Below are 22,000 nucleotides of genomic sequence, written 5' to 3' on the forward strand. Positions count from 1 at the left end.
GAGAGAGCTCCCATGACCACCGAGAACACCCCCAGCGGAACCCCCGCCGAGGACTCCGCCCAGGACGCCGCCGCCCAGCGGCCCGCCACCCGCACCGAGCGGCGCGCCGCCGAACGGGCCGCCCGCCGCTCCGGACCCCGCACCGGAGCCATCCCGTGGCGCCGCACCAAGACCGGGTCCCAGCCCGTCGTCGGCAACCCCACCGGGCGCGTCCTGGAGGTGAAGGACCTGTCCGTGGCCTTCGGCGTCGACCGCCAGTGGGTGCCGGCCGCCACGGACATCAGCTACCACGTCGACGCCGGAGAGGTGCTCGCCATCGTCGGGGAATCCGGCTCCGGCAAGTCCGTCTCCTCGATGGGCATGATCGGGCTGCTGCCCTCCAATGCGAAGGTCACCGGCTCCGTGAAGCTCAACGGCGAGGAGCTGATCGGGCAGTCCAACAGCGAGCTGCTGAAGGTGCGCGGCGACGACGTCGCCGTGATCTTCCAGGAGCCGATGACCGCGCTGAACCCCGTGTACACGGTGGGGGACCAGATCGTGGAGACGCTGCGCCTGCACCGGGAGATCTCCCCGGCCCAGGCCAAGGAGCGCGCCCTGGAGATGCTCCAGCTCGTCGAGTTGCCGGACCCGGTCAAGGCCTTCGACTCCTTCCCGCACCAGCTCTCCGGCGGTCAGCGCCAGCGCGCGATGATCGCGCAGTCCCTGTCCACCGACCCCAAGCTGCTGATCGCCGATGAGCCGACCACCGCGCTGGATGTGACCGTGCAGGCGGAGATCCTGGACCTGATGCGCAACCTGCAGAAGAAGCTGGGTTCCGCGATCATCCTGATCACCCACGATATGGGCGTCGTCGCGGACCTGGCCGATCGCGTCGCGGTGATGCGCCGCGGGCGGATCGTGGAGACCGGGGAGATCCACGAGGTCTTCGGCAACCCCCAGCACGAGTACACCAAGGCCCTGCTGGCGGCCGTGCTGCACCTGGGCGAAGGCGAGGGCGAGGAGGTCGACGTCAACGCAGCCCTGGACGACGCGGCGGAGGGCACCCGCCCGGCCACCGTGGAGCTGCAGCAGGTGGCCCCGCCCCGCGAGGGCGAGACCGTCCTGGAGCTGAAGGACGTGGCCCTGGAGTACCCCAAGCAGGGCCGGGTCCCGGCCTTCCGGGCGGTGGAGGGCGCGAATCTGCGCATCCACGCCGGGGAGGTCGTGGGTCTGGTGGGGGAGTCCGGCTCCGGTAAGTCCACGATCGGGCGGGCCTCCGTGGGGCTGCTGGATGTGGCCGAGGGGTCGCTGGTGGTGGCCGGCCAGGAGCTGAAGGGTGCCGGGCGCCGGGTCATCAACCAGGTCCGCAAGGACGTCGGCATGGTCTTCCAGGATCCCTCCTCCTCCCTGAACCCGCGCCTGCCGATCGGCGAGTCCATCGGCGAGCCGATGTACCTGGCCGGGGTCGCCAAGGGTGCTGAGCTGCAGCACCGCATCGAGACCCTGCTGGATCAGGTGGAGCTGCCCCGCTCCTACCGCAACCGGTACCCGCACGAGCTCTCGGGTGGGCAGAAGCAGCGCGTGGGCATCGCCCGCGCCCTGTCCCTGAAGCCCAAGCTGCTGGTGGCCGACGAGCCGACGTCGGCCCTGGACGTGTCCGTGCAGGCGCGCGTGCTGGAGCTGTTCAAGGAGCTGCAGGAGCAGATGGGCTTCGCCTGCCTGTTCGTGACCCACGATCTCGCGGTGATCGATGCCCTGGCGGACCATATCTGCGTGATGCAGCACGGGAGGATCGTGGAGCAGGGGCCGCGGGATCAGATCCTGCGCCACCCCCGCGAGGCGTACACCCAGCGCCTGCTGGCCGCGGTGCCCCTGCCGGATCCGGATCAGCAGCGCGAGCGCCGCGAGCTGCGCGCCAAGCTGCTGGCCGAGGTCAGCTGACCCCCGCATCACCCCGCTCCCCGCGCCGAGTCGTCACTTCCGACCGGAAATCCGTCGATTTTCGGTCGAGATCGATGACTCGGCGTCGTTGGGGGTGGCTGCGTCGTCGTGGTCGCGGATCGCGCGGAGGATGATGGCGACGGCGCGCGGCATCCGCGATCCCGCGCACCACACCGCCTCGCGCAGGTCGGCGGCGGTGATGCGCACCTCGACCCATCCGGCCTCGGCCGTGCGCCGGGCCCGCTCGACGTCGCGGCGCACCTGCTCGGGCCGGTCGTGGTGGGCGCCTTCGTACTGGATGCTCAGCCGCAGCCTCGGCAGGGCGAGATCGGCCTGGAAGAGCAGCATCCCCCGGGTGTTGCGCACGGAGAATCCCGGGACCAGTCCGTCGATGCCGTGATCCTCGCAGGCCAGGCGCAGGAAGGTCTCCGGGCGGGAATCCGATCCCGGGCGCATCCTCGCCACGGCCCGGTCGAAGGCGCGGATGCCCCGCGCGCCCCGGTGGGCCCGCAGGTACCGACGCAGATCCTCCGGGGTGCACAGCGGCGGGCGGCCGGCGTCGTACCCGTCCGCGTGGGTGTTCAGGATCCCGTCCCCGGCGGCCACCAGATCCTCATGGCCCAGGCGCAGGCTCATCTCGTTGAGGGTGCGCTCCGGCGTCGTGACGGCCAGGCCCTCCGGGGTGCGGGTGAGATCCGAGGCGGCGTAGGCGTACTGGGTGCTGCGCAGGCCGCGGCGTCGGACGGGGGAGCGCAGCGGCGGGGTGTTCAGGTGCGGGGTCTCATCCTCCTGCAGGTGCCGCGGCAATCGGAAGCCGTGATGCCGGGCCGCGCTGAGCCCGTTGATCGCGGATCCCGGGATGGCCCGGGCCAAAGCGGCGACCACGTCCCACGCGGTGATCTCGTGGCCGGGCGGGGCGTAGATCCCCGGATCCCGGCGCACCGTCGAGCGCCGACGCAGCAGCGCCTCCGGGACGCCGCGCAGGCGGGCTTCGGCGCGAGTCAGGGCGTCGACGTCGGCCCGGGGTGGCTCGGGGGAGGGGATCGCTGCCATGCCCACACTGTCCCCGACCCCCTGCCGGGCCGCCACCCCCGAGCCTCCACCTGTGGACAGCCCCCGCACCCCGCGCGCCGAGTCATCACTTCCGACCGGAAATTCGGCGATTTTCGGTCGAGATCGATGACTCGGCGCTGGGGAAGGGGAATGAGTGGGAGGGGGAGGTGAGGTTGAGGGGATGCGGCGGCGGGAGGGGAGGGGTTGCGCGCGGGCGTATGATAGGACGGCAGTCCGCGTGCGCGGGCCCGCCCCGCACGCATCCTCGATCGAAGGCTCACTCCCCGTATGTCAGAAACCTCCAGCACCGCCACGCGCTCCGATCTGCGCAACGTCGCCATCGTCGCCCACGTGGACCACGGCAAGACGACCATCGTCGACGCCATGCTCAAGCAGACCCACGCCTTCTCCGACCACGCCGACGTCGAGGACCGCGTCATGGACTCCGGTGACCTGGAGCGGGAGAAGGGCATCACCATCCTCGCCAAGAACACCACCGTGACCTACGCGGGTCCGGCCTCCCACGGCGAGAAGGTGACCATCAACGTCATCGACACTCCCGGCCACGCCGACTTCGGCGGCGAGGTCGAGCGCGGCCTGTCCATGGTCGACGGCGTCGTGCTGCTGGTGGACGCCTCCGAGGGTCCGCTGCCGCAGACCCGCTTCGTGCTGCGCAAGGCCCTGGCGGCCAAGCTGCCCGTGATCCTGGTGGTCAACAAGGTGGACCGGCCCGACGCCCGCATCGACGAGGTCGTCTCCGAGTCCATGGACCTGCTGCTGGGCCTGGCCTCGGACCTGGCTGACGAGGTCCCGGACCTGGATCTGGACGCGGTGCTGGATGTGCCCGTCGTCTACGCCTCCGGCAAGGCCGGACGCGCCTCGATGGAGCAGCCGGCCGACGGCGCCCTGCCCGAGAACGAGGACCTCGAGCCGCTGTTCCAGGCCATCCTGGAGCACGTCCCGGCCCCGACCTACGACCCCGACGGCGTGCTGCAGGCCCACGTGACCAACCTGGACTCCTCGCCGTTCCTCGGCCGCCTCGCATTGCTGCGCATCTTCCACGGCACCCTGAGGAAGGGCCAGACCGTCGCCTGGGCCCGGCAGGACGGGCAGATCAAGAATGTGCGGATCTCCGAGCTGCTGAAGACCCAGGCCCTGGACCGGGTGCCGGCCGACGAGGCCGGGCCGGGCGACATCGTCGCGGTGGCCGGGATCGAGGACATCACCATCGGCGAGACCCTCACCGACCCGGAGAACCCGAAGCCCCTGCCGCTGATCACCGTGGACGATCCGGCGATCTCCATGACCATCGGCATCAACACCTCCCCGCTGGCCGGGCGCGTCAAGGGCGCCAAGGTCACCGCCCGGCAGGTCAAGGACCGGCTGGACAAGGAGCTGATCGGCAACGTCTCGATCAAGGTCCTGCCGACCCAGCGCCCCGACGCCTGGGAGGTCCAGGGCCGCGGCGAGCTGGCCCTGGCGATTCTCGTGGAGCAGATGCGCCGCGAGGGCTTCGAGCTGACCGCGGGCAAGCCGCAGGTGGTCACCAAGACCATCGACGGCAAGGTCCACGAGCCGATCGAGTACATGATCATCGACGTCCCGGACGAGTTCATGGGCGCGGTGACCCAGCTGATGGCCGCCCGCAAGGGCCGCATGGAGACCATGACTAACAACGGCACCGGCTGGGTGCGCATGGAGTTCCGGGTGCCGGCCCGCGGCCTGATCGGCTTCCGCACCCAGTTCCTCACCGAGACCCGCGGGGCCGGGATCTCCTCCTCCTACGCCGACGGCTACGAGCCGTGGGCCGGGGACATCGAGTACCGCACCAACGGCTCCCTGATCGCCGACCGCGCCGGGGTGGTCACCCCCTACGCGATGATCAACCTGCAGGAGCGCGGCACGTTCTTCGTGGAGCCGACCTCCGAGGTCTACGAGGGCATGATCGTCGGGGAGAACTCCCGGGCCGATGACATGGAGGTGAACATCACCAAGGAGAAGAAGCTGACCAACATGCGCTCCTCCACGGCGGACACCTTCGAGAACCTCACCCCGCCCAAGAAGCTGACCCTGGAGGAGTCCCTGGAGTTCGCCCGCGAGGACGAGTGCGTGGAGATCACCCCGGAGGCCATCCGCATCCGCAAGGTCATCCTCGACTCCCACGATCGCGTGCGCGCGTTCCGCGCCCGCACCCGCGCGAACTAGCGCCCCGGGCTCGCCACGCCGATGACCGAGGCCGACGCCGCCCGCCCGCGCTATCCGCAGCAGGGCGCCCACCGGGACGCCGACGCCGTGACGACCCTCCTGCCGGAGGGCCTCGCGGCGTCGGCGGCCACGGTGCTGTTCGTCCACGCCCACCCGGATGACGAATCCTCCTCGACCGGGGCCACCATGGCCCGGCTGGCCCGGGAGGGCGCGGCCGTGCACCTGCTGACCATGTCCCGCGGGGAGATGGGCGAGGTCATCGGCCCCGAGCACGCCGAGCTGGATGTGCGCACCCGGGACCCGCAGGATCCCGGGGACGCCCTCGGGGCCCTGCGCGAGACCGAGCTGAGTGCCGCCCTGAACGCCCTGGGGGTCACCGGGCACCGCTTCGCCGAGCGCCCGAAGGGCGGGGCCTTCCGCGACTCCGGGATGTCCTGGGCCGCCGACGGCACCGCCGCCCCGGATCCGAACGCGGCCCCCGACTGCCTGATGCGCGCGGAGCTGTCCCAGGCCGCCGAGGCGGTGGCCGCCGAGATCCGTCGGCTGCGCCCGGAGGTCGTGGTGACCTACGACGCCGACGGCGGCTACGGGCACCCGGACCACCGGCGCACCCACGAGGCCGTGATGGCGGCCCTGCCCCTGCTGCCCGACGGCGCCCTGCCGCGCCTGGTCTGGGGCGAGGAGGGCGAGGCCGACGCGGGAGACACCCGCCGCCAGGCCGTGATCCACGGGGACCTGCCCGCCAAGGAGCGGGCCATGGCCGCCCACGCCACCCAGATCCGGGTGGACCCCGGGCACACCTTCCGCTACTCCAACGACGTCGTGCAGCCGATCAGCCCGGTGGAGACCTACCGGCTGCTGGCCGCCCGGGCGGATGCCCGACCCGCCGGCGCGCTCAGCACCAGCGACCGTGGCGAGGATGCCCTCAGTCCCGACGCCGCGGATCCCGAGCAGGAGCCCGCGGGTCCGATCTCCTCCGCGATCACCGCGGTCGTGGTGGGGCTGCTGCTGGGCTTCCTCGGCACGATGCTGCACGCCTCGGTGGCCTACTTCGACGGCTGGTATCTGCCGTGGGGCGCGATCCTCGCCGTGCTCGGCGTGTTCACCGGGACCGTGTGGACCGCCGGATACACCCGACGCCGGGGGATGACCCTGGTGCCCGGGCTCGCGGCCTTCGCCGTCGTCGGCTTCTTCACCCTCGCCCGCTCCGACTCCCGGCTGGTCATCCCGACCCTGGAGGCCCCGATCGGGGTGGCCGGGATCATCTGGACCCTGGGCACGGTGCTGGCCACCGCCGTGGGCGTGGTGGTCGCGGACCGCACCGTGCTGCGCGGCATCGGGCGCTCCGGGCGAGGGCGCCGCCGACGGCGCTGACGACGCTGACGCCTGCCGTCACCGGGCGTCATCGGCCGCAGTGATCCCGCCGACAGTCCCCGGCCCGGCCCTGGGTGTGCCAGACTGGCCGGGCTAGACTGATCAGCCAGGAAGAAGGCGGGGCCTTTTCCGCCCCTGAGGCGGAAATCGCGCGCCGCCGCCGCGCCGTCGGAGGCATCACCCCGGCGGGCACAGTGAAAGGGTCCCCATGACGTATGTGATCGCCCAGCCGTGTGTCGACGTCAAGGACCGGGCCTGCGTGGAGGAGTGCCCGGTCGACTGCATCTACGAGGGGGAGCGCACCCTCTACATCCACCCCGACGAGTGCGTGGACTGCGGCGCCTGCGAGCCCGTGTGCCCCGTGGAGGCCATCTACTACGAGGATGACCTGCCCGAGGAGTGGGAGGAGTACCTCACCGCCAACGCCGAGTTCTTCGATGAGATCGGCTCCCCGGGCGGGGCCGCGCGCATGGGCAAGATCGAGGCGGACCACCCGTTCATCCAGTCCCTGCCCCCGCAGGGCGAGGAGTAGCCGCACCCATGAGCCTCGGACTGCAGCTGCCGGACTACCCCTGGAACCAGATGGCCCCGTACCGGGAGCGCGCCGCGCAACACCCGGACGGCACGGTGGACCTGTCCATCGGCACCCCGGTGGATCCCACACCGCAGCTGGTGCGTGAGGCCCTGGCCGCCGCCGCGGACGCCCCCGGCTACCCCACGACCCAGGGTACGCAGGCCCTGCGCGAGGCCGTGGCCGCCTGGTACGCCCGACGCCGCGGGGTGACCTGCCTGGACCCGGCCGCGGTGATGCCCACCGTGGGGTCCAAGGAGCTGGTGGCCTGGCTGCCAACCCTGCTGGGCCTGGGTCCCGAGGACGTCGTCGTGCGGCCCCGCGTCGCCTACCCGACCTACGACATCGGGGCCCGCCTGGCCGGGGCGCGCGCCGTGGCCGCGGAGGACCTCGAGGAGCTGGATCCGCAGGTGCGGGACCGTGTGCGCCTGGTGTGGGTCAACTCCCCGGGCAACCCCACCGGTGCGGTGCGCGACGCCGCCTCCCTGCGCCGCATCGTCGAGCAGGCCCGGCGGATCGGCGCCGTCGTCGCCTCGGACGAGTGCTACGCGGAGCTGGGCTGGGGGGCCTGGGACGAGGCCCGGGGCGGGGCCCGCGTGCCCTCGGTGCTGGACCCGCAGGTCACCGACGGGGACCATACCGGGCTGCTGTCCGTCTACTCCCTGTCCAAGCAGTCGAATCTCGCCGGATACCGGGCGGCCTTCGTCGCCGGGGACCGGGAGCTGGTGGCCAACCTGATCAACACCCGCAAGCACGCCGGGATGATCGTGCCCGCCCCGATCCAGGCGGCCATGATCGCCGCGCTGACCGATGACGCGCACGTGGCCGAGCAGAAGGACCGCTACCGGGCCCGCCGCGAGCTGCTCAAGCCCGCGGTGGAGGCCTTCGGGCTGCGCGTGGAGGACTCCGCGGCCGGGCTGTACCTGTGGTGCACCGCGGGGGAGGACACCTGGGAGACCATCGGGCGCCTGGCGGATCTGGGCATCGTGCCCGGCTCCGGGACCTTCTACGGCGAGGCCGGGAGCGGCTACGTGCGCATCGCCCTGACGGCCACGGATGAGCGGGTGGCCGCCGCGGCCCGTCGCCTGCGCGGCTGAGGCGCCCTGACCCGACCTCGACCCGCCGACGCTCCGCAGGCGCCGCCGATGGCGCCGACGCGACGTCGGCCGCGCCTGTGGCGGGCCCCTCCCCGATTCGTGAGCCGAACCTCGGACCGAGTAGGCTGGGGGAGAGTTGAAGTGTGTCCTCGCGCACGCCTGCGGGCGGGTGCCGGGATGGGTACGACGCCGAGGACGGCGCGGGCCCGCCGCCGCATCGACGTCGTCCCCGGTGGATTCCGGGCCGATGACGCGCGCGAGGACGCCACGCCACCACACGGGAGGAATCATGTCCGACAACGCCACGCTCACCATCGGGGACTCCAGCGTCGAGTTCCCCGCGGTGGAGCCCTCCGAAGGCAACTCCGCCTTCGACATCGCGAAGCTGCGCAGCGCCACCGGGGGACACGTGACCTACGACCCCGGGTTCATGAACACCGCCAACACCCAGTCCGCGATCACCTACATCGACGGCGATGAGGGCATCCTGCGCTACCGCGGCTACTCCATCGAGGACCTCGCCGAGAAGTCCAGCTTCGTGGAGGTCGCCTACCTGCTGATCTACGGGGAGCTGCCCACCGCCGAGCAGCTCGAGGACTTCGACACCCTCATCCGCCGCCACACCATGGTCCACGAGGACCTGAAGATCTTCTTCTCCGGCTTCCCCCGCACCGCCCACCCCATGCCGGTGCTGGCCTCCGCGGTCTCCGCGCTGTCCACCTTCTACCCGGACTCCCTGGACATCCACGACGAGCACGAGGTGGAGGTCTCCACCATCCGCCTGCTCTCCAAGGTCCCGACCCTGGCCGCCTACGCGTTCAAGAAGCAGCGCGGGGAGCCGATGCTCTACCCGCAGAACGACCTGAACTACGCGGAGAACTTCCTGCGGATGTGCTTCGGGGTGCCGGCCGAGGACTACGAGATCGACCCGGAGATCGCCAAGGCCCTGGACCAGCTGTTCATCCTGCACGCCGACCACGAGCAGAACTGCTCCACCTCCACGGTGCGTCTGGTCGGCTCCGCGGACGCCAACATGTTCGCCTCCGTCTCCGCCGGCATCAACGCCCTGTACGGGCCCAAGCACGGCGGGGCCAACGAGGCCGTGCTGAACATGCTGCGCCGCATCCAGTCCGAGGGCATCAAGCCCGAGGACTACATGGAGAAGGTCAAGAACAAGGAGGACGGGGTGCGCCTGATGGGCTTCGGGCACCGCGTCTACAAGAACTACGACCCCCGGGCCCGGATCGTGAAGTCCACCGCGGACAAGATCCTGCACAAGATCGGCGGGGACGACGAGCTGCTGGACATCGCGATGCGCCTGGAGGAGAAGGCGCTGGCCGATGACTACTTCGTCGAGCGCAAGCTCTACCCCAACGTGGATTTCTACACCGGCCTGATCTACAAGGCGATGGGCTTCCCGGAGCAGATGTTCACCGTGCTGTTCGCGATCGGGCGCCTGCCCGGCTGGATCGCGCAGTGGCGGGAGATGGTCGAGGATCCGGCCACCAAGATCGGCCGCCCGCGCCAGGTCTACACCGGGCCCACCCACCGCGAGTACCCGGCCAAGTAGCCCGGTTCCTCCGCCCCGCCCGCACGACGACGCCGCGGCCCGCTCCCCTCTCTCGATGAGAGGGGAGCGGGCCGCGGCGTCGTCGTCTGCCCGGAGACGGGAGGCGGAGATGGGGGGGCGGGGCCGCCGGATCGAGGCCCCGCCCCTGCTCAGGCGGCGGGGTAGCCCTCCGGGTTGGTCTTCTGCCAGTTCCAGTGGTCCGCGCACATCTGCGCCAGGTCCCGCTCGGCGGACCAGCCCAGATCGGCCAGGGCCGCCGAAGGATCCGCGTAGGACACGGCGACGTCGCCCGGACGCCGGTCCACGATCTCGTAGGGGATCTCCCGTCCGGAGGCCTCCTCGAAGGCCCGGCGCACCTCCAGCACCGAGTAGCCGTTGCCGGTGCCCAGGTTCCAGGTGTGCAGCCCGCCCCGCTCGGCGATCGCGGCCAGCGCCTTGACGTGGCCGTCGGCCAGGTCCATCACGTGGATGTAGTCCCGCACGCCGGTGCCGTCCGGGGTGGGGTAGTCATCGCCGAAGACCTTGAGCTTCTCCCGCCGGCCCACCGCGACCTGCGCGATGAAGGGCAGCAGGTTGTTGGGCACCCCGGTGGGGTCCTCCCCGATGCGACCCGAGGGGTGCGCGCCCACCGGATTGAAGTAGCGCAGCAGGGCGATGTTCCAGGAGGAGTCCGCGGCCGCCAGATCCACGAGCATGTCCTCCACGTGCTCCTTGGTCCGCCCGTAGCAGGACTGGGCATCCAGCGGCAGCTTCTCCGTCAGCGGCATCTCCTCCGGGGCGCCGTAGACGGTCGCGGAAGAGGAGAAGACCAGGGACCGGCAGCCGCTGGCCTCCATCGCGGCCAGCAGGTTCAGGGTGCCGACGACGTTGGTGCGGTAGTACCACAGCGGCTTCTGGGCGGACTCGCCGACGGCCTTGAGCCCGGCGAAGTGGATGACGGCGTCCGGGCGCTCGCGCTGGAAGACCTCGGTGGTCGCGCGGGCATCCAGGATGTCGGTCTCGTGGAAGGCGATCCGCCGTCCCCCGGCCAGCTCCGAGACCCGGTCCAGGGAGACGCGGGAGGAGTTGGCCAGGTTGTCCAGCACGGCGACGTCGTGCCCGGCCTCCAAGAGGGCCAGGACGGTGTGGGAGCCGATGTACCCGGCTCCGCCGGTGACCATGATCTTCATGTGAGCAGTCCCTTTCTGGTGGTGCGGCGCGGCGGCGCCGCTCAGTTCTGGTGCAGCGCGGAGTTCAGCGCCACCTGCCCGCCGGAGCGGGCGATGGCCTCCACGGTGCCGGTCTGGGAGTTGCGGCGGAACAGCAGCCCCGGGGTGCCGGAGAGGTCCACCGCCTTGACGACGTCGGCCCCGGCCTCGGTGCGCACCGTGACCCGGATCCCGGCGGTCACGTACAGTCCGGCCTCCACCACGCAGTCATCGCCCAGGGAGATCCCGACCCCCGCGTTGGCGCCCAGCAGCACCCGCTCGCCCAGGGTGATCCGCTGGGTCCCGCCGCCGGAGAGGGTGCCCATGATCGAGGCGCCGCCGCCGACGTCGGTGTGGTCCCCGATGACCACGCCCTGGCTGATCCGGCCCTCGACCATCGCGGCCCCCAGGGTCCCGGCGTTGAAGTTCACGAAGCCCTCGTGCATCACGGTGGTGCCCTCGGCCAGGTGCGCGCCTAGGCGCACCCGATCCGCGTCCCCGATGCGCACCCCGGAGGGCACGACGTAGTCCACCATACGGGGGAACTTGTCCACGGCGTACACGGTCAGGGGCCCGCGGGCGCGCAGGCCCAGGCGCAGACCCTCCAGCTCGGCGGCCAGCACCGGTCCGGCGCTGGTCCAGGCCACGTTGGCCAGGTGCCCGAAGATCCCGTCCAGGTTCAGCCCGTTGGGGCGGACCAGTCGGTGGGACAGGGCGTGCAGGCGCAGCCAGGCGTCGGCGGCGTCGGCCGGGGCGGCGTCCAGATCCGCGACCGTCTCCACGACCCGCTGGATCACGTTGCGGGCCGGGTCATCGGCCGCGGCCTCCTCCAGGCCCGCGCGCACGGACTCCTCGGGGTTCCCGCCCAGGCGGGGGGAAGGGTACCAGACGTCCAGGACGGTGCCGGCGTGCTCGCCCGCGGCGACCGTCGTGGCCAGACCCAGGGCGGCGACCCGGCGCTCGGCGGAGGTGTTCTCAGGGGTGGTCTCAGTCATGGGCACCAGTCTACGGATGCGGGCATGTCAGTCCCGTCAGCCGCCCCTGTCCGCCGGCTGTGCCGCCTAGGGTGGAACCATGCACGATTCCCCCTGCGCACCCCCCGCCCTGGACCTGACCGGCGACGTCGCCGAACTGACCCGCGCCCTGCTGGACATCCCCTCCGTCTCCGGGCAGGAGACGTCGATCGCCGACGCGGTCCACGCGGCCCTCACGCCGCTGGGCCACCTGCGGGTGCATCGCAACGATGATGCGATCGTGGCCCGCACCGAGCTGGGCCGGGCCGAGCGGGTGGTGCTGGCCGGGCACCTGGACACCGTCCCGCTGCCCACGACCCCTGGGGCCCGCGGCACCGTGCCCTCCCGGTGGGAGCAGGCCGACGGGCAGCGGATCCTGTACGGGCGCGGGGCCACGGACATGAAGGGCGGGGTCGCGGTGCAGCTGGCCCTGGCCGCCGCCCTGACCGCGCCGCGCCGGGACGTCACCTACGTGTTCTACGACCACGAGGAGGTGGCCGCGGAGGCCTCCGGCCTGGGCCGGCTGCTGCGGGAGGAGCCCGGGCTGGTGGATGACGCGGACTTCGCGGTGCTGCTGGAGCCCACCGACGGGACCATCGAGGGCGGGTGCAACGGGACCCTGCGGTTCTGGCTGAGCACCGAGGGCGTGGCCGCCCACTCCGGGCGCGCCTGGAAGGGCGTGAACGCGATCCACCGGCTGGGCCCGGCCCTGCGGATCCTGGAGGAGTACCGCCCGGCCACCGTGACCGTGGAGGGCCTGGACTACCGCGAGGGTCTCAACGCCGTGCAGATCGAGGGCGGGGTGGCCGGCAACGTCATCCCGGATGCCGCCCGGATGCACGTCAACTACCGCTTCGCCCCGGACAAGACCCTGGAGCAGGCTCAGGAGCACGTGCGGGAGCTGTTCGCCGGGTACGCCCTGGAGTTCGCGGACCTCTCCGCCGCGGCCCGGCCCGGGCTGGATGCCCCGCTGGCCCGGGAGCTGGTCGCCGCGGTGGGCCGGGAGCCGAAGCCCAAGTACGGGTGGACCGACGTCGCCCGCTTCTCCGCCGCGGGGATCCCCGCCGTGAACTTCGGTCCCGGGGACGCCCTGCTGGCCCACACCGACGACGAGCACGTCAGCGCCCAGGCGGTGCGGGACTGCTTCTCGGCCCTGCACGGCTGGCTCACTGACTGACTGACCCGGACGGCGCCGCGGGGAACACCGCGGCGCGGATCGGACCGGGCTCGAACCTGGGCGGGCGGGTCAGACCGGGTCCACCGCGGCGGTCGCATCCGGGCGGGTGCGCCCGGAGGTGCGGCTGCTCAGCCACCGGGAGACCCACCCGGCCAGGGCCGTGAGCAGGACGTTGATGACGATGAACAGCGCCGCCGCCATCAGCAGGGCCTGCAGCATCGAGTGCGCCGAGCCCAGCCGCCGGGCCGCGGCCAGCAGCTCGGGGTAGGTGATGATGTAGCCCAGCGCGGTGTCCTTGAGGATCACCACGAACTGGCTGAGCAGGGACGGCAGCATCGCCACCAGCGCCTGCGGCAGCTGCACGATCCGCATCACCTGCGCCCGGGAAAGACCCAGGGCCAGACCGGCCTCGCCCTGCCCGCGCGGCAGCTGCTGCACCCCGGAGCGCACCAGCTCCGCGATCACCGAGCCGTTGTACAGGGTCAGGCCCAGCACCACCGCGTACAGCGGCAGCTGCCGGGGGCTGACCACCCCCAGCCCGCCCAGCCACAGATAGAAGAAGATCATCATCAGCAGCACCGGCACGGCGCGGAAGAACTCGACGATCACGGTGCACACCCACCGCACCGGGGCCAGCCCGGAGAGCCGGCCCATGCCGAAGACCAGGCCGAAGACCACCGAGGTGACGATCGCCAGGCCCGCGGCCTTCAGCGTGGATTCCAGGCCGGGCAGGAAGAAGTTGCGCCAGGCCCGGGAGGTGAACAGGAAGTCCCAGTGCTCGGCGTCGAGCTGACCCTTGGCGGCGAGCCCGGCCAGGATCCACCAGCAGATGCCGGCGACCAGGACCAGACCCAGCACGTTGAACCCCAGGGTGATCCGCTGGGCCCGGGGCCCCTGCGCGTCGAACAGGACGCTGCGCTGCGCGCTCATCGTCTCACCGCCCACTTCCGGGACGCCCACGTGGTGATCAGGCCCATCGGGATCACGATCATCACGAAGCCCATGGCGAAGGTGAAGAAGATCGCCAGGATCACGTCGGAGTCGAATTCGATCATGGTCTTCATCAGCCCGGAGGCCTCCGCGACCGAGGCCACCGAGGCCACCGTGGTGTTCTTGGTCAGCGCGATCAGCGTGTTGCCCAGCGGGGTGATGGCCCCGCGCAGCGCCTGCGGCAGGATCACGATCCGCGCAGCCGGCAGGAACCCCAGGCCGATGGCGCGGGCCGCTTCCGCCTGCCCCAGGGGCACCGTGTTGACCCCGGAGCGGATCGCCTCGCACACGAACGCCGCGTGGTAGACCACCAGCATGACCACGGCCCAGGCGAAGAAGTTCCGATTGAAGTCATCCGAGAGGGTGATCTTCAGCTGGGTCCAGAAGCCCAGCACGGCTACGGCCATGAGGATGGTCAGCGGCGTGTTGCGCAGCAGGTGCACGTAGCCGGTGCCGAGCCAGCGCAGGGAGGGCACCGGAGAGATGCGCATCAGGGCCAGCAGCGTCCCCAGGATGAAGGCGCCGATCGCGCCCCAGAAGGTCAGCTGCAGGTTCGCCCAGAACGCCCCGAGGACGTCGTACTGGCGGAAGAGGGAGAGGAACTGATCCACGGCGGGCGGGCCCCTAGGCGCAGGAGGAATCCGGCTTGGGCGGGTTGAGCTTCTCGTTGTAGTGGAAGTTCGCGCCCTTGGTGGCCTCGTCCAGGTCCTTCTTCCAGGTGCCGTCGTCCTCCATCTTGGTGATGGCCTCGTTGATCTTCTGGCACTTGTCCGAGCCCTTGGGCAGCCCGACGCCGTACTTCTCCTCCGTGAAGGTGTTGCCGACCACCTTGAACTTGCCCTTGTTGGCGTCCGTGGAGGCCAGACCCGCCAGGATGATGTCGTCCGTGGTCACGGCATCTACCGTCCCGGCCTCCAGGGCCCCGAGGCAGTCGGCGTAGCCGGACTGCTCCACCAGGTTGGTGCCCTGGGCGTAGGAGTCCTTGATCTTCTGGGCGGAGGTGGAGCCCTTGACGGAGCAGAGGTTCTTGCCGTTGAGGTCATCCGGGCCCGTGATGGAGGTGTTGTCCGCCTTCACGAGCAGGTCCTGGCCGGCCACGAAGTAGGGGCCCGCGAAGTCCACGGTCTTCTTGCGGGTGTCGGTGATGGAGTAGGTCGCGAAGATCATGTCCACCTGGTCGTTGGCCAGCATGTTCTCCCGGTTGGCCGAGGGCGCCTCGACCCATTCGATCTGGTCCTCGTCGTAGCCGAGCTCCTTGGCGACGTACTTCGCGACGTCGACGTCGAAGCCCGTGTAGGTGTCGCCGTCCTGGTAGCCCAGGCCGGGCTGGTCGAACTTGATGCCGATGCGCACGGTGTCGCCGTCGGAGCCGGAGTCCCCGCACCCGGTCAGGGCGAGGGTCGCGACGGCGCCGAGGGCGGCGGCGGTGCTCAGGCGGCGGAGGAGGGTGCGGCGGGTCATGGTGTGCTCCTTCGGGTGCGGTGCTGCGAGGGCGTCAGTGGTTGAGGATCTTGCCGAGGAAGTCCCGGGCCCGCTCGGTCTGCGGGTGGGTGAAGAACTCCTCGGGGGTGTTCTGCTCGAGGATGCGCCCGTCGGCCAGGAAGACCACCCGGTCCGCGGCCTTGCGGGCGAAGCCCATCTCGTGGGTGACCACGATCATCGTCATGCCCTCCCGGGCCAGGGACTCCATGGTCTCCAGGACCTCGGTGATCATCTCCGGGTCCAGGGCGGAGGTGGGCTCGTCGAAGAGCATGACCCGCGGCTTCATCGCCAGCGCGCGGGCGATGGCCACGCGCTGCTGCTGACCGCCGGACAGCTGCGCGGGCAGCTTGTCGGCCTGATCGGCCACTCCGACCTTCTCCAGCAGCGCTCGGGCCGTGGCTTCGGCCTCCTTGCGGGACTTGCCGCGGACCTTGATGGGTCCCAGGGTCACGTTGTCCAGCACGGATTTGTGGGCGAAGAGGTTGAAAGTCTGGAAGACCATGCCGACGTCGGAGCGCAGCCGGGCCAGCTGACGGCCCTCGGCCGGCAGCGGTTGGCCGTCCACGGTGATCTCCCCGCCGTCGATGGTCTCCAGGCGGTTGATCGTGCGGCACAGCGTGGACTTGCCCGAGCCGGAGGGGCCGATGAGCACGACGACCTCGCCGGGGGCGACGGTCAGCTCGATGTCCTTGAGCACGTGCAGGTCCCCGAAGTGCTTCTGCACCCCGGACAGGCGCACTTCGGCGCCGGCCTGGGAGATCAGGGCGGTCTCGGTCAGCGGAGCGGTGCTGGGCATGGGACCCCGTTCAGATGGTGCGGATCTGATGTGAATCAGATTATATGCACGGGTGATGTCCTGCACGTTACGAGCGTCGGTGCGGCCCCCGCAGGGATGGGAGGATGAGGAGCATGAACTACGTGCTCGTGGGCCTGACGCTGATCGTCATGGCCGTGGTCATCATCTCCTGTGCTGTGCTGGGCACCGATCGCATCAGCGCCGCCGAGCGCCTGTCCGAGGACGGCCTGGACACCCCCGGCGCGGCCCGCGGCCCCCTCGAGCGGTGACCCAGTCCGACGCCGCGACCGCCGCACCGGGCGCCGGGCCCGCCGGCCGGCTCAGCCGCCGCCTCGCGCGCACCGTCGCCCCGACGCTCGGGCGCCTGCCCGTGTGGGTCGTGCTCCTGGGCATCTACCTGCTGACCCGGGTCTGGGGCTGGATCGTCTTCAGCCTCGTCGCCCGCCAGCAGGGGACCAACCCCTGGGTGGACGGGCCGATGGACTACGGCAGGTTCATCGGAATCTGGGATGCGGACTGGTACCGGCAGATCGCCGCGACCGGCTACCCGCAGCAGCTGCCCACCGATCTCGACGGGCACGTGCGGCAGAACCCGTGGGCCTTCTACCCGCTGTTCCCGCTGGCCACCCGCGCCCTGATGCGGATCACCGGCCTGGGTTTCGTGCCGGCGGGCGCGGCGATCTCCCTGGCCTGCGGGGCGGTCACCGCGGTGCTGCTCTACGGCTTCTTCCGGGCCTGCCGCCGCGACGGACGCCCCGCCGGGCTCACCTCGCCGGTCCGCACGATCGACGCCGGCCCGGCCCTGGCCACGGCCCTGGTCCTGCTCAACCCCATCGCCCCGATCCTGCAGGTGCCGTACGCGGAGTCCATGAACCTGATGTTCCTGGTCGCGGTGCTCTGGGCTCTGACGGCCCGGCGGTGGGGGATCTGCGCGGTGCTCCTGGTGCCCACCTGCCTGTCCCGGCCCGTCGGGGTGCCCCTGGGCGCCGCCCTGGGCCTGTGGTGGCTGGTGGGCTGGCTGCGCACCGTGCGTCAGGTGCGGTCCGAGTCCGGGGCCGCCTCCGCCTCGGCGGGGCGGGCGACGCTGCTGGCGCTTCGACGCACCCGCGCCGAGCTGGCCCTGGCCCTGTTCGCCTGCGCCTGCGCCCTGATCTGGCCCGGCATCGCCTGGGCCGTGACCGGGCGGCCCGACGCCTACACCGCCACGGAGACCGCCTGGCGCGGGGAGCACCTGCTGCCCGTGCAGCCGTGGTTCCAGCAGGCCCGGGTCTTCTTCGGTGACGCCGGGTGGCTCGCGCTGGCCCTGCTGCTGCTGGGCGCTTGGGCCCTGCTGGGCTCCCGGGCCGTGCGGGGGAGCCTGCCCGGCGCGGTGCGGATGTGGCTGGGCTGCTACGCGGTCTATCTGCTGGTGTTCCTCTTCCCGCAGTCCTCGACCTTCCGGCTGCTGCTGCCGGCCTTCCCGGTGGCCGCACCTCTGGTGGAGGTCTCCCGGTCCCGCGCCTACCGCGTGCTGCTGCTGGTGGGGGCGGGGCTGGGCCAGCTGCTGTGGGTCGGGTGGCTGTGGCACTGGAAGAAGCTGCCCAGCGGCGGGGACTTCCCGCCGTGATCGTCTCCCGGGCTGACGCATCCGGACGTGACCGGGCTATCATGGGAGAAGGTGTGCGGCCCGGACCACTCGGGGGACCGTCCATCAGGAACCGTCCAGAGATCTGTGAAGGAGCGACGATGGCCGCGATGAAGCCCCGGACCGGCGAAGGCCCCATGCAGGTGGTCAAGGAGGGGCGATCCCTCATCATGCGCATCCCGCTGGAAGGCGGCGGGCGCATGGTCCTGGAGATCACGAAGGAGGAGGCCCAGACGCTCAAGGAGTGCCTGGAGCCCATCACCGACTGATCCGTCGCGCGCTCCCCGCCGCCCCGGCCCCGACGTCGGGAGCATCACCCGCCGCGGGCGGGGATCGCGCGGGTCTCGACTGATACTCTGCCAACTGTGTTTGGTATCAACGGCGGCGAGTTCCTCGTGCTCGCGGTCATCGTCTTCTTCGTCATCGGGCCCGAGCGCATGCCCGAGTACGCGGCGCAGCTGCGGGATCTCGTGAAGTCCCTGCGGCGCACCGCGATGGAGGCGAAGGACGGGGTCAAGGAGACCTTGGGGCCGGACCTGGAGGGCTTCAACTGGCGAGCCTACGACCCCCGCCAGTATGATCCGCGCCGCATCGTGCGCGACGCGCTGCGCGAGGACGAGGAAGAGCAGCGCCGCGAGCGGGCCTGGGCCAACCGGCCGCCGCAGGAGAACCTGGTACGCCTGGCGCCGGGGGAGCTGGCCCCCTTCGACACCGAAGCCACCTGAGCCCGGCTCACCCGATCAGCGCGGCGGTGACCCCCGACCCACCGCTTCAGAGATTCAGCGGCAGGGACCGCCCGGGCAGATCCCGGCCCCGGGAGCCCAGGGCCTGTCCGATCCGCCGCAGCGCGCAGCCGGCCGGGGACTCGGGAGCCGACCACACCACCGGGGTGCCTGCGTCCCCGCCCTCGCGCAGGGCCAGATCCAGGGGCACCGAGCCCAGCAGCGGGACGTCGTAGCCGAGATCCTCGGTGAGCCGCCCCGCCAGCCGCTGCCCGCCGCCGGCCCCGAACAGCTCCATCGTGGACCCGTCCGGCAGGAGCATGGCCGCCATGTTCTCCACGACGCCGATCACCTCCTGGCCGGTCTGCAGGGACAGCGTCCCGGCCCGCTCGGCCACCTCCACGGCCGCCTGCTGCGGGGTAGAGACCAGCAGCAGGCGCGCGGTGGGCAGCAGCTGCGCCATCGAGATCGCGATGTCCCCGGTGCCCGGGGGCAGATCCAGCAGCAGCACGTCCAGGTCCCCGAAGTGCACGTCCGTGAGGAACTGCTCCAGCGCCCGGTGCAGCATCGGGCCGCGCCAGGCGATGGGCCGGTTGCCGTCCACGAACATCCCGATGGAGATCACCCGCACGGATCCCGCGCTGGGATCCTCCCGGGTCCGGTGGGGCACCTCCACCACGGGCGGCAGGATCATGTCCTCCAGCTTGGTCGGGGCCTGGGTGATCCCCAGCAGCCCCGGTACGGAGAAGCCGTGCACATCCGCGTCCACGATGCCCACGGAGCGGCCCTGGGAGGCCAGGGCCGCGGCCAGATTGACCGTGACCGTGGACTTGCCGACCCCGCCCTTGCCGGAGGCCACCGCGTAGACCTGGGTCAGGGAATCCGGCTGGGCGAAGGGATTGGTCCGGGTGTGGCCCAGGCGCTCGCGCAGCCGCTGCCGCTGCTCGGGGCTCATGTAGCCCACGCTCACCGCGACGTCGTCGATCCCCGCGACCGTCAGGGCCGCCTCCCGCACGTCCTGCTCGATGGTGCCGCGCAGGGGGCAGCCCTGCACGGTCAGCAGCACGGAGACCTCCGCGCGGCCCTCCCGCACGACGGCGGAGTCCACCATGCCCAGCTCCGTGATGGGCCGACGCAGCTCGGGGTCGATCACCCGGGCCAGGGCACGGCCCAGGGCGGCGTCGAGATCCTCGACCGCGGGGCTCACGAGCCGGCCCCGCGGGACCTCCCGGGCTCGCCCGCGGCCCCGAGCGAGGTGCCGGGCCCCGTCTCATCGGCCTGGGCCAGATCCAGGATCGAGGTCTTGGTCTCCGGATTGGACTTGACCCGCTTGCGCCGCCCGGGCCGCTCGCCGCCGGACTCCTCGGCGTCGTCCTCGTCCTCGGTCAGCTCCTCCAGCAGATCCCGCAGCTCCGAGCGCACGAAGTCTCGGGTCGCGACCTCCCGTAGCACGATCCGCAGCGAGGCGATCTCCCGGGTGAGGTACTCGGTGTCGGCCAGGTTCTGCTCGGCCCGCTGCCGGTCCTGCTCGGCCTGGACCCGGTCCCGGTCCGCCTGGCGGTTGTCGGCCAGCAGCAGCAGGGGAGCGGCGTAGGAGGCCTGCAGGGACAGCATCAGGGTCAGCAGGGTGTAGTTCAGGGCCCGGGGATCGAACTGCAGGTTCTCCGGCATGAACGTGTTCCAGCCCAGCCACACGGCCACGAACACCGTCATCCACACCAGGAACTGCGGGGTGCCCATCCACCGGGCGATCCCCTCAGAGACCACGCCGAAGGCCTCCGGGTTGGGCCGGTAGCGGCGGTACCAGCGCGGCTTGGACTCCAGGGGCGTATCCAGACCGGCCGGGCGCACCTCGCGGGCGCGCCGGGACTTCGATGCCTCACTCAAACTTCCGACCTGCCTTCCGCACCGGGGTGCCGTCGTCGTTGGTCCGCCAGTCATCCGGCAGCAGCGCGTCCAGGACGTCGTCGATGGTGATGGCCCCGACCAGCCGGTCGTGGCCGTTGACCACCGGGATGATCGTCAGATCGTAGGTGGCCAGCACCCGGGAGACCTCCTCCAGGGAGGCCATGTCCCGGACCGGCTCGATGCTGCGGTCGATGATGTTGCCCACCGGCTCCGGCGGCGGGAAGCGCAGCAGCTGCTGCATGTGCACCATCCCGATGTACCGGCCCGTGGGGGTCTCCAGCGGCGGGCGGCACACCAGCACCGCTGCGGCCACCGCCGGGCTGATCTCCTCCTGCCGGATCTGCGCCAGCGCCTCGGCCACGGTGGCCTCCGGCGGCAGGATGATCGGCACGGGGGTCATCAGCGAGCCCGCGGTGCCCTCCTCGTACTCCAGCAGACGCCGGACGTCGTCGGCCTCATCCGGCTCCATCCGCTCCAGCAGGGTCTCCCGTTGGGCGTCGGTGAACAGCCCGAGCAGGTCCGCGGCATCGTCCGGCTCCATCTCCTCGAGGATCTCCGCGGCGCGCTGCAGGTCCAGGTTGGACAGGATCTGCACCTGGTCATCCTCCGGCAGCTCCTGCAGCACGTCCGCCAGCAGCTCATCCTGCAGCTCCTCGGCGACCTCCAGCATCCGCTTCTCGTTGAGATCCTGCAGGGCGTCGGCCAGGTCCGCCGGCTGGGAGTCCTCGTGGGTGGCCAGGAAGTGCTCGGCCCCCTGCGGGTCCGCGCTGCGCCCGGAGGTGACCTCGTCCCAGTCCACCACCAGGGCCTGGTTGCGGTTGCGGCGCATCAGCCCGCCCCCGGCGCCCACCCGGCGCACGAACAGCTCCGAGATGGACCAGTCCCCGTTCTTGGACTGCTCCATCGCGCAGTCCTCGATGGTCGCGGTCCCGGAGCCGTCCACGAACTCCACCCGACGGTCGAAGATCTGCCCGATCACCAGCTCCTCGGCGCCGCGCTGCTCGAAGCGGCGCAGGTTCACCAGGCCGGTGACGATCAGCTGGGTGGAGTCGATGCTGGTCACCCGCGTCATCGGCACGAAGACGCGCTTCTTGCCCAGCACCTCCACGACGATGCCCACGACCAGGGGGCGGGGGTGCTTGGGCAGATTGTCCCGGTTCAGGACGACGACGTCGCGCAGGCGCCCCAGCCGGTCGCCGAGCGGGTCGAAGACGTCCAGGCCCAGGAGTCTGGCGATGAAGATTCTGCTCGGTTGGTTGCTCACCCATCCAGCCTACCCGGCGCCCGGGGCGGGATCCCGGGCCCTCGCAG

Annotated in this window: 21 protein-coding genes; 11 read left to right on the forward strand and 10 right to left on the reverse strand. The window is 71.4% G+C overall.

Going from position 1 to position 22,000, the window contains the following annotated elements; genetic code table 11:
• Nucleotides 1–12: 12 nt before the first annotated feature.
• Nucleotides 13–1,920, forward strand: coding sequence for an ABC transporter ATP-binding protein (locus NQ707_RS01130; protein ID WP_100463094.1), 1,908 nt, complete (start codon nucleotides 13–15; stop codon nucleotides 1,918–1,920).
• Nucleotides 1,921–1,953: 33 nt separating this feature from the next.
• Here NQ707_RS01130 and NQ707_RS01135 read toward each other — a convergent pair whose 3' ends face one another.
• Nucleotides 1,954–2,973: a hypothetical protein gene (locus NQ707_RS01135; protein WP_404434254.1), complete on the reverse strand. Its 1,020-nt coding sequence runs from the start codon at nucleotides 2,971–2,973 to the stop codon at nucleotides 1,954–1,956.
• Nucleotides 2,974–3,261: 288 nt separating this feature from the next.
• Between NQ707_RS01135 and typA the strand changes: the two genes are divergently transcribed.
• The 5 genes from typA to NQ707_RS01160 all read left to right on the forward strand — a co-directional run bounded on the left by typA (nucleotide 3,262) and on the right by NQ707_RS01160 (nucleotide 9,790).
• Complete coding sequence (gene typA / locus NQ707_RS01140; protein WP_055684472.1) at nucleotides 3,262–5,178, forward strand: translational GTPase TypA; 1,917 nt, start codon at nucleotides 3,262–3,264, stop codon at nucleotides 5,176–5,178.
• A gap of 21 nt (nucleotides 5,179–5,199) precedes the next feature.
• Nucleotides 5,200–6,552: a PIG-L family deacetylase gene (locus tag NQ707_RS01145; protein WP_055684471.1), complete on the forward strand. Its 1,353-nt coding sequence runs from the start codon at nucleotides 5,200–5,202 to the stop codon at nucleotides 6,550–6,552.
• 208 nt (nucleotides 6,553–6,760) lie between these two features.
• On the forward strand, nucleotides 6,761–7,084 hold the full coding sequence (gene fdxA / locus NQ707_RS01150) for a ferredoxin (RefSeq protein ID WP_055684470.1): 324 nt from the start codon (nucleotides 6,761–6,763) through the stop codon (nucleotides 7,082–7,084).
• Nucleotides 7,085–7,092: 8 nt separating this feature from the next.
• Nucleotides 7,093–8,220 (forward strand): succinyldiaminopimelate transaminase, encoded by a 1,128-nt coding sequence (gene dapC / locus NQ707_RS01155; RefSeq protein WP_055684469.1) that lies wholly within the window; start codon nucleotides 7,093–7,095, stop codon nucleotides 8,218–8,220.
• A gap of 289 nt (nucleotides 8,221–8,509) precedes the next feature.
• On the forward strand, nucleotides 8,510–9,790 hold the full coding sequence (locus NQ707_RS01160) for a citrate synthase (RefSeq protein ID WP_055684468.1): 1,281 nt from the start codon (nucleotides 8,510–8,512) through the stop codon (nucleotides 9,788–9,790).
• A 149-nt stretch (nucleotides 9,791–9,939) separates the two neighbouring features.
• Here NQ707_RS01160 and galE read toward each other — a convergent pair whose 3' ends face one another.
• Nucleotides 9,940–10,959: a UDP-glucose 4-epimerase GalE gene (gene galE, locus NQ707_RS01165; protein WP_404434262.1), complete on the reverse strand. Its 1,020-nt coding sequence runs from the start codon at nucleotides 10,957–10,959 to the stop codon at nucleotides 9,940–9,942.
• Between the two features lie 41 nt (nucleotides 10,960–11,000).
• Nucleotides 11,001–11,972 carry a 2,3,4,5-tetrahydropyridine-2,6-dicarboxylate N-succinyltransferase gene (gene dapD, locus NQ707_RS01170; protein ID WP_404434264.1) on the reverse strand — a complete coding sequence of 324 codons (972 nt, stop codon included), beginning with the start codon at nucleotides 11,970–11,972 and terminating at the stop codon, nucleotides 11,001–11,003.
• A gap of 79 nt (nucleotides 11,973–12,051) precedes the next feature.
• On the opposite strand from dapD, the gene dapE reads away from it, so the two are divergent.
• Entirely contained in the window at nucleotides 12,052–13,167 is a 1,116-nt protein-coding gene (gene dapE / locus NQ707_RS01175) for a succinyl-diaminopimelate desuccinylase (protein ID WP_055684465.1), read from the forward strand.
• A 69-nt stretch (nucleotides 13,168–13,236) separates the two neighbouring features.
• Here the strand turns inward: dapE and NQ707_RS01180 are convergent, their stop codons facing one another.
• From NQ707_RS01180 to NQ707_RS01195, 4 genes are read right to left on the reverse strand one after another with little or no spacing between them, the layout of a single operon-like run.
• Entirely contained in the window at nucleotides 13,237–14,097 is an 861-nt protein-coding gene (locus NQ707_RS01180; RefSeq protein WP_055684464.1) for an amino acid ABC transporter permease, read from the reverse strand.
• Nucleotides 14,094–14,768, reverse strand: coding sequence for an amino acid ABC transporter permease (locus NQ707_RS01185; protein ID WP_055684463.1), 675 nt, complete (start codon nucleotides 14,766–14,768; stop codon nucleotides 14,094–14,096). The genes NQ707_RS01180 and NQ707_RS01185 overlap by 4 nt, the downstream gene beginning before the upstream one ends.
• Nucleotides 14,769–14,781: 13 nt before the next feature.
• Nucleotides 14,782–15,618 carry a glutamate ABC transporter substrate-binding protein gene (locus tag NQ707_RS01190; RefSeq protein WP_055684462.1) on the reverse strand — a complete coding sequence of 279 codons (837 nt, stop codon included), beginning with the start codon at nucleotides 15,616–15,618 and terminating at the stop codon, nucleotides 14,782–14,784.
• A 34-nt stretch (nucleotides 15,619–15,652) separates the two neighbouring features.
• Nucleotides 15,653–16,435, reverse strand: coding sequence for an amino acid ABC transporter ATP-binding protein (locus NQ707_RS01195; RefSeq protein WP_404434269.1), 783 nt, complete (start codon nucleotides 16,433–16,435; stop codon nucleotides 15,653–15,655).
• 104 nt (nucleotides 16,436–16,539) lie between these two features.
• Between NQ707_RS01195 and NQ707_RS01200 the strand changes: the two genes are divergently transcribed.
• The 4 genes from NQ707_RS01200 (at nucleotide 16,540) to NQ707_RS01215 (ending at nucleotide 18,784) form a co-directional block, all read left to right on the forward strand.
• Nucleotides 16,540–16,704, forward strand: a complete 165-nt coding sequence (locus NQ707_RS01200; protein ID WP_404434273.1) for a hypothetical protein — start codon at nucleotides 16,540–16,542, stop codon at nucleotides 16,702–16,704.
• On the forward strand, nucleotides 16,701–18,041 hold the full coding sequence (locus tag NQ707_RS01205) for a hypothetical protein (protein ID WP_058731125.1): 1,341 nt from the start codon (nucleotides 16,701–16,703) through the stop codon (nucleotides 18,039–18,041). Before NQ707_RS01200 ends, NQ707_RS01205 begins: the two co-directional genes overlap by 4 nt.
• A gap of 119 nt (nucleotides 18,042–18,160) precedes the next feature.
• Entirely contained in the window at nucleotides 18,161–18,328 is a 168-nt protein-coding gene (locus tag NQ707_RS01210) for a DUF3117 domain-containing protein (RefSeq protein ID WP_064724935.1), read from the forward strand.
• Between the two features lie 96 nt (nucleotides 18,329–18,424).
• Nucleotides 18,425–18,784, forward strand: coding sequence for a hypothetical protein (locus tag NQ707_RS01215; protein ID WP_055684459.1), 360 nt, complete (start codon nucleotides 18,425–18,427; stop codon nucleotides 18,782–18,784).
• A 46-nt stretch (nucleotides 18,785–18,830) separates the two neighbouring features.
• Here the strand turns inward: NQ707_RS01215 and NQ707_RS01220 are convergent, their stop codons facing one another.
• The 3 genes from NQ707_RS01220 to NQ707_RS01230 are packed head-to-tail and all read right to left on the reverse strand — an operon-like array spanning nucleotide 18,831 to nucleotide 21,953.
• A complete protein-coding gene (locus NQ707_RS01220; protein ID WP_055684458.1) occupies nucleotides 18,831–19,988 on the reverse strand; it encodes an Mrp/NBP35 family ATP-binding protein in 1,158 nt (385 codons plus the stop codon).
• Nucleotides 19,985–20,668 carry a DUF1003 domain-containing protein gene (locus tag NQ707_RS01225; RefSeq protein WP_224799738.1) on the reverse strand — a complete coding sequence of 228 codons (684 nt, stop codon included), beginning with the start codon at nucleotides 20,666–20,668 and terminating at the stop codon, nucleotides 19,985–19,987. Before NQ707_RS01225 ends, NQ707_RS01220 begins: the two co-directional genes overlap by 4 nt.
• Nucleotides 20,661–21,953 (reverse strand): magnesium transporter MgtE N-terminal domain-containing protein, encoded by a 1,293-nt coding sequence (locus NQ707_RS01230; RefSeq protein WP_055684457.1) that lies wholly within the window; start codon nucleotides 21,951–21,953, stop codon nucleotides 20,661–20,663. Before NQ707_RS01230 ends, NQ707_RS01225 begins: the two co-directional genes overlap by 8 nt.
• Between the last annotated feature and the right edge of the window lie 47 nt (nucleotides 21,954–22,000).

Origin of the sequence: Rothia sp. BD8, assembly GCF_044878465.1 — a bacterium.
GTDB lineage: Bacteria > Actinomycetota > Actinomycetes > Actinomycetales > Micrococcaceae > Rothia > Rothia kristinae.

Bases quoted from the DNA above. Each gene is read 5' to 3' on its own strand.
- NQ707_RS01130 (WP_100463094.1), top strand. From the start codon at position 13: ATGACCACCGAGAACACCCCCAGCGGAACCCCCGCCGAGGACTCCGCC.
- NQ707_RS01135 (WP_404434254.1), bottom strand. From the start codon at position 2,973: ATGGCAGCGATCCCCTCCCCCGAGCCACCCCGGGCCGACGTCGACGCC.
- typA (WP_055684472.1), top strand. From the start codon at position 3,262: ATGTCAGAAACCTCCAGCACCGCCACGCGCTCCGATCTGCGCAACGTC.
- NQ707_RS01145 (WP_055684471.1), top strand. From the start codon at position 5,200: ATGACCGAGGCCGACGCCGCCCGCCCGCGCTATCCGCAGCAGGGCGCC.
- fdxA (WP_055684470.1), top strand. From the start codon at position 6,761: ATGACGTATGTGATCGCCCAGCCGTGTGTCGACGTCAAGGACCGGGCC.
- dapC (WP_055684469.1), top strand. From the start codon at position 7,093: ATGAGCCTCGGACTGCAGCTGCCGGACTACCCCTGGAACCAGATGGCC.
- NQ707_RS01160 (WP_055684468.1), top strand. From the start codon at position 8,510: ATGTCCGACAACGCCACGCTCACCATCGGGGACTCCAGCGTCGAGTTC.
- galE (WP_404434262.1), bottom strand. From the start codon at position 10,959: ATGAAGATCATGGTCACCGGCGGAGCCGGGTACATCGGCTCCCACACC.
- dapD (WP_404434264.1), bottom strand. From the start codon at position 11,972: ATGACTGAGACCACCCCTGAGAACACCTCCGCCGAGCGCCGGGTCGCC.
- dapE (WP_055684465.1), top strand. From the start codon at position 12,052: ATGCACGATTCCCCCTGCGCACCCCCCGCCCTGGACCTGACCGGCGAC.
- NQ707_RS01180 (WP_055684464.1), bottom strand. From the start codon at position 14,097: ATGAGCGCGCAGCGCAGCGTCCTGTTCGACGCGCAGGGGCCCCGGGCC.
- NQ707_RS01190 (WP_055684462.1), bottom strand. From the start codon at position 15,618: ATGACCCGCCGCACCCTCCTCCGCCGCCTGAGCACCGCCGCCGCCCTC.
- NQ707_RS01195 (WP_404434269.1), bottom strand. From the start codon at position 16,435: ATGCCCAGCACCGCTCCGCTGACCGAGACCGCCCTGATCTCCCAGGCC.
- NQ707_RS01200 (WP_404434273.1), top strand. From the start codon at position 16,540: ATGAGGAGCATGAACTACGTGCTCGTGGGCCTGACGCTGATCGTCATG.
- NQ707_RS01210 (WP_064724935.1), top strand. From the start codon at position 18,161: ATGGCCGCGATGAAGCCCCGGACCGGCGAAGGCCCCATGCAGGTGGTC.